The 5,479-nt window shown below is 61.1% G+C and carries 4 protein-coding genes and 2 pseudogenes; 3 read left to right on the top strand and 3 right to left on the bottom strand.

Features of this window, described 5'->3' with window-relative positions; all coding sequences use genetic code 11:
• Window positions 1–224: 224 nt before the first annotated feature.
• Window positions 225–467 (top strand): annotated as a pseudogene (locus BMI01S_RS35665) (VOC family protein); the annotation flags it as partial.
• 488 nt (window positions 468–955) lie between these two features.
• Here the strand turns inward: BMI01S_RS35665 and BMI01S_RS35675 are convergent.
• On the bottom strand, window positions 956–3,517 hold the full coding sequence (locus BMI01S_RS35675; protein ID WP_036047125.1) for a S9 family peptidase: 2,562 nt from the start codon (window positions 3,515–3,517) through the stop codon (window positions 956–958).
• 192 nt (window positions 3,518–3,709) lie between these two features.
• Between BMI01S_RS35675 and tnpA the strand changes: the two genes are divergently transcribed.
• Both tnpA and tnpB read left to right on the top strand, forming a co-directional pair.
• A complete protein-coding gene (gene tnpA / locus BMI01S_RS41575) occupies window positions 3,710–4,126 on the top strand; it encodes an IS66 family insertion sequence element accessory protein TnpA (protein WP_028232968.1) in 417 nt (138 codons plus the stop codon).
• On the top strand, window positions 4,120–4,326 hold the full coding sequence (gene tnpB / locus BMI01S_RS35685) for an IS66 family insertion sequence element accessory protein TnpB (RefSeq protein ID WP_042292684.1): 207 nt from the start codon (window positions 4,120–4,122) through the stop codon (window positions 4,324–4,326). Before tnpA ends, tnpB begins: the two co-directional genes overlap by 7 nt.
• 78 nt (window positions 4,327–4,404) lie before the next feature.
• Here tnpB and BMI01S_RS35690 read toward each other — a convergent pair whose 3' ends face one another.
• The gene (locus tag BMI01S_RS35690) at window positions 4,405–5,235 is read right to left on the bottom strand and encodes a hypothetical protein (protein ID WP_255217852.1); all 831 of its coding nucleotides are present in this window, start codon (window positions 5,233–5,235) and stop codon (window positions 4,405–4,407) included.
• Window positions 5,236–5,271: 36 nt separating this feature from the next.
• A pseudogene (locus tag BMI01S_RS43605) lies at window positions 5,272–5,466 on the bottom strand (hypothetical protein); the annotation flags it as partial.
• Between the last annotated feature and the right edge of the window lie 13 nt (window positions 5,467–5,479).

A 5,479-nucleotide genomic window follows, 5' to 3' on the forward strand; every position in this document is an offset into this window, starting at 1 on the left:
TGCTAAGGCTCGGTTATCGAGCGTTGTCGTTCTCGCCGCCATTGCCATCACGCCTCAACTGTCCGCGGCCTGTCCGAAAGTTGAAACCAGAATGGCCGGCTTGTACTTTCCAAAAAAAGTGCATTTTAGCGTCGCAGTGATCGCGCACCGCGGACTTTGGGGCGAGTCCGCGCCGAATCCGCGCACGCCTGAGAATTCGCTAGCGTCCCTGCAGGCAGCAGATGATCCAGACCTATGGTTCTCAGACCGAGATGACCATTCAGGTGAGCTTCGCCGCAGAAGGAGGTTCCGGCACGCCAGTACCGGACCTATCGATTGAAGTAGACGATGTGGACGCAGCACTTGAACGCATGAAGGCTGTGGGCTTTGCCATCGAATATGGTCCGGTTGACGAACCTTGGGGCGTCCGTCGGTTCTTCGTTCGCGACCCATTCGAGAAACTGGTCAATATCCTTGCGCACACCTGAGCGCCGTCCACGGGTTGTGCGGAATCGAAGAGGAATTGAACGTCCGTTTCGGAGCGCCGCGAATTTCCGCTTCGGGTCGACTTGTGACAAACGCATTGGGCAGGACTCGGCCAACCGGAGTCGCCTTGCGCATGCTTTCGCCCAATATGGCCGTCCTGCTCGCTCGCCCGTCAGTCATCCGGAATGATCGTCGCCAGTTCGTCCTCAACGTCCAGACCGTGCTTGGGGTTGGGGTTCCAAGCCGGAACCCCAGAAATTTCCGTCGCTCCCAGTTCGAGCCCGGCTATGAGCGCGTCCAGGTCGATTTTGTTGCACCACCCAGATGGACTGAACCCCGAAGGTTGGATATCGGTCTTGAAGGGTTTATGAGCAAACGAAGCTGGCCGGATGAGCGTGGAATACCTAACCAAGGCAAACCTGGCAAGGATTTACGGCAACTCAAGCTTTCTCCCCCCGGAATACTCCGCGCTCTTGGCGCGGTGGGCCGTTTATTGCGCGTGTGGTGTTGCGACGACCGTCGCACCGGATGAACGCTGCGGCGCATTTTTCACGTAGCGGTCGAACCAGCGCTCCATTTCGTACACGAGTTGCTCATTCGATTCGAGCGCCGAGTACCAGTGAGGTTCGTGCGGCAGCATCACCAGTCGTGTCGTACCGCCGTTGCCGCGCAGTGCCTCGTATAGCAGCGTCGCCTGGAGCGGCGTGGTACCGGGATTCGCATCATCCATGCCGTGCACGATCAGCAGCGGAGTTTTCAACCGGTCGGCATAGAAAAACGGCGACACCTTGAGATAAACATCCTGCGCCTGCCACACCGAGCGCCGCTCGCTCTGGAAGCCGAACGGCGTGAGCGCCTTGTTGTAGGCGCCGCTCGTTGCCACACCGGCACGAAACATGTCGGAGTGCGCCAGCAGATTGGCCGTCATCAGCGCGCCGTGGCTATGACCCGTCACGCCGATGCGGTCCGGGTCGACGACCCCGAGCCGTACCGCCTTATCGACTGCGGCCATGGCGTCCGCGACGAGCTGCTCGTTGTAGGTGTCGTAGGCATGCTTTGGGTCGCCGATGACTGGAAAGGAGACGTTATCGATAATCGCGTAGCCGGCGAGCAGCATCAGCTGGTAATTCTTCAGGTGAGTGAACGTCTCCTCGGAGCTGCCCACCTGGCCGGCCGTCGCTGCATCGGCGTAGTCGCGCGGATAGGCGTGCAGGATCGCGGGAACACGCGTGCCTTCCTGATAACCCGGTGGCATGTACAGCGTGAAGGACAGGTCGAGCCCATCGGCGCGCTTGTACTTGACGAGGCGCTTCTTGATTTGACGCACCACTGGCGTGGGATCGACGAAATGGGTGAGGGCGGTCGAGCCCGAGGCATAGCGCGCTTCGCCCGGTGGCGCGTCGACCGGGACACCGAGCGTACGCTCGAACAGGTTTGGCGGATCCATCGCCGACTGGTGCCAGGTCAGGAACGACCCAGTTCCATGACCGGTGAACCCAACGAAGGACTCAAGGGCAGTCTTGTCGCTGCGGAACAGGCGCTCGGTCTTGAGCGTCGCGAGGTCGAGCCGGTCGAGGAACGGACGGTTACCGGTAGGCGACGCGCCTTGTCCGTTGAGAAAGATCGCGTCGTCATCGACGCGGATCACGGGAAAACCGTTCGGCTGAATCCGCATGGCCGGTGTACCGGGATTCGCATATTGCTCGTTGCTCGATAGATCCCACAGCATGCGCTGCGTGACGTGCGGAGCATCAACGTCGACGATGAAGGTGCGCCACCAGTGACGGTTGTTGTCGTACTCGGAGAGCAGCGCGATGTCCGGCTGCGAGGTCCATCCGAAGCCTGCGTAGCGTTGGCGCAAACGTGTCAGTTCGTGCGGCGCTCCGTCGAACGGCGCCCTCAGTATCATGACCTTGTCGCGCTCGGGCACATCGACGTTCCAGTCGCCGCCGTCGAGCGACTCGGCCCACACCAGCGTAGCCGGTTCGGTCGGCCGCCACGAGAACTCGCGCGGCCCGAGCGGCACGCCGGAGACCGGTACGCGGTCGGCGAGCGAACGCGACACGATCAGGTGTGTGGCGATCTGCGTGGGCTTCGCAATGTCCCACACCGTGTAATCGTGCGGGAAGCGCCCGGCAGTCGTCACGTACGAATACGGCCGCCGGATCGTGGACACCAGCACGTGCCGCCCATCCGGCGCGGGCGTGATGCCGGCGAGCAACGCAGGAGCACCGAGCGGCGTGACGGCGAGTGTGCGTGCGTCGACCCTCGCGAGTTGCGAGGTGCCGTAATAGTCGAACAGCGCTTCGTCGTGGACGCTCCCCAGCGTGTCGCGTGCTTCGTACGTGCTGCTCTGGCCGCGCCGGCCGTCGGATTCCTGGATGCCCAGGCCGACCGATTCGTCGATGGCGACAGGCGGCGGGCCCTGGTGCGCGGGAATCATTTTCACGAGCAGCGAGGTCTGGTCGGGCATCCACATCAGATCGTCGCCGAACATCGGATTCAACTGCACACCTGGAATACGGCGCACTGCGCCTGTTTCGCCGTCGCCGATCCACAGATCGACCGAATATGCGGTCACGTTTTCGAATGCGAAGCGCTTACCGTCGGCGTTCCAGCTTGGACCCGTTGCGCAGACGCCGGGCGGTAGTGCTATGTGCCGCATGGCGCCAGTCGCGAACAGCATCAGTTCGAAACCGGTAGCGCACGCCGGGATGCCATAGCCACCTGGCGTGTCGTGCCGGCTGCGGTTGGCGGGCTCAACACGCACGCCAGCAAGCCGCAGGAACGGCGTTGCAACTCGTGCGATAGACGGATATTCCTGCCAGCTGACGAGCAGTGCCCGATCGGCGCTTGGGCTGATGACCGGTATCGGTGGCGGCGCCGCGAGCATCACATCCAGAATTGCTTTCGATGGCTGATTGTAAGTTGAGGTGTTGGACTGGGCCGTGGCTGCCTTCGACGTTGGCGTTGTCGTGTCGGGCTGCTGGGCGAATGCAGTTTGAGCCGCAATCGATACAACGAATGTGGCAACGGCGAGATGAGAGGCCATCGTACACTTGGCGCGTTTTGCAGAAATCGAGTTTTGGGCAATGTAACAACGCCCAGCATTACATACTTACATACCGGCGGCTTTGTTCGACATCAAGATTACATAGTTGCGCCGTGTCCGTCAGCAAATCCCGTCTTGAATGCACATAAGCGCGATGCGAAGGTATTGCCATCGTAACGGCGGAGTAATGCGATGGACAACGCGAAGGGCGGGACAGCTGGACCGATGGGCACACGACGCCCCCGGCAAGGCGAGGCATTCTGGCGCGAGATGGTCATGACATGGGAAGCGAGCGGCCTCGGTGTGCGACGTTGCTGTCGACAGCAGGGGCTCGCCGTCAGCACGTTCGGCCTGTGGCGCAAGAAATTCGCTGGCGAGATATCCGTCGAGGTGAACCCGCTCTTGGTGACGCCGGATGCAGTGTTTGTCGCGGCGCGTCCAGATGGTGGGCCGCTCGCGCCGGCACCGTCAGTGACGACCGATCCGCCGTCGTCTTCACGTGACCGCGTGACGCTGTCGCTTGCCGGGGTCCGCATCGAACTGACCGGCACCCATGCCGAGCGTATCGTGCGCTTCGTTCTGGGCCAGCTCGGAGGTGGCCGGTGCTGATAGCAGCCGACGTCCGTGCCTATATCTGCCGTGAACCGGTCGACATGCGCAAGTCGATTGACGGGCTGTCGTATCTGGTCGAACCACTGCTTGCGCAGAACGCCGCCTCGGGCAACCTGTTCGTGTTCGTGGGCCGGGACCGCACGAAGGTCAAGTGCCTGTACTGGGATCGCACCGGCTTCGCGCTCTGGTACAACTAGCTGGGTTCATACTACAACTCCTTTTCTTGGATCAGAGGGTTTTGGATGCTACGCTCGTTGTGCGCCACTTTCGCACGGTCAGTGAGTCGACCCCATCCACCTGGTGAGCGTTGCTTCGTGGATGCCGAGTCGAGCTGCAGCCTCCAGTTTTGTGAGCATCCCGCGGTCGCGCAGTCCGTCGCGGCGGGATCGAAGTCCGTTTCGCTGTGCGATGTATGAGACGCGCAGTGCGTCGAACCGAATGTTGCTCTTACCTGGACGGACACAACCGCCGGGACGGATGCCCCGATCATTGAGGAGCTGCGCAATCTGAGAGCATGTATGGTCATCGAGAAGCTTGTCGATGAGCTCGAGGACCTCTGGCTGGGTTTTAACCTGTTGTGCAGATGTTTTGGGATTCTGCGCCGTGAGCGTTTCAGTCTTGCCGGCCTCGAAGCGAACGTGAATCTTTGTTGTCCCTTCGTCTGGAATTTTGACCAGTGTGACGTCCTCGACGATATAGGCTAGCAGTCGCTTTCGCTCCCGATTCGCCAGCGATGGATCACGCCAAAGTGTTTTGAAGTCCGCTGTCATTGCGATGAGCCGGTCGCGGGTCGCATCGTCGAGTATTAGACGCTCCTGCTGCTGGCTACGCTCCCTTTGTTCTCTCGCGTCGGCCAATATGCGCAGCTTGTCGTTCCATTCTTGCTCGAGTGTGTCGGCGACTAGTCGGTTACTTGGGTCGACCAGCATGAATCGCCGTTGCGCAAGATCTGCATCGAACTTGGCGCGTTCGATAGCGCGCAGGCGTAATCGATCGGCTTCATCGTGACGCGCTTCGATTTCCCTGCGTATCTCCCATGCCAACTCAACGGCAGCCGGAGTCATCGACGCGACGATCAATGCGCCAACTGCTTCATCAATCGGCACTCCGGCAATTGACTGGCAGCAAGGTTCTCCACGATCGCCTTGTGCTCGATCGCAGACATACCAGGCTTCCTGTCGTTCGCGTCGCGTCGCGTCGCGTCGCGTCGCGTAGCGTCGCGTAGCGTACCGGAGCCGGAGAAACCGACCACAACGACCGCAGATGGCGCGTCCCTGCAGAAGAGCAGTTCCCTCGCGAGGGTGGCGATGATCGCGCGACTTTGTACCCGCGACCATTCGTCTCCAGAAC

The organism is Paraburkholderia mimosarum LMG 23256 = NBRC 106338 (genome assembly GCF_000739815.1).
Lineage (GTDB): Bacteria > Pseudomonadota > Gammaproteobacteria > Burkholderiales > Burkholderiaceae > Paraburkholderia > Paraburkholderia mimosarum.

Excerpts from the sequence above, each read along its gene's own strand:
- tnpA (WP_028232968.1), top strand. The coding sequence starts at position 3,710 with ATGGACAACGCGAAGGGCGGGACAGCTGGACCGATGGGCACACGACGC.
- BMI01S_RS35675 (WP_036047125.1), bottom strand. The coding sequence starts at position 3,517 with ATGGCCTCTCATCTCGCCGTTGCCACATTCGTTGTATCGATTGCGGCT.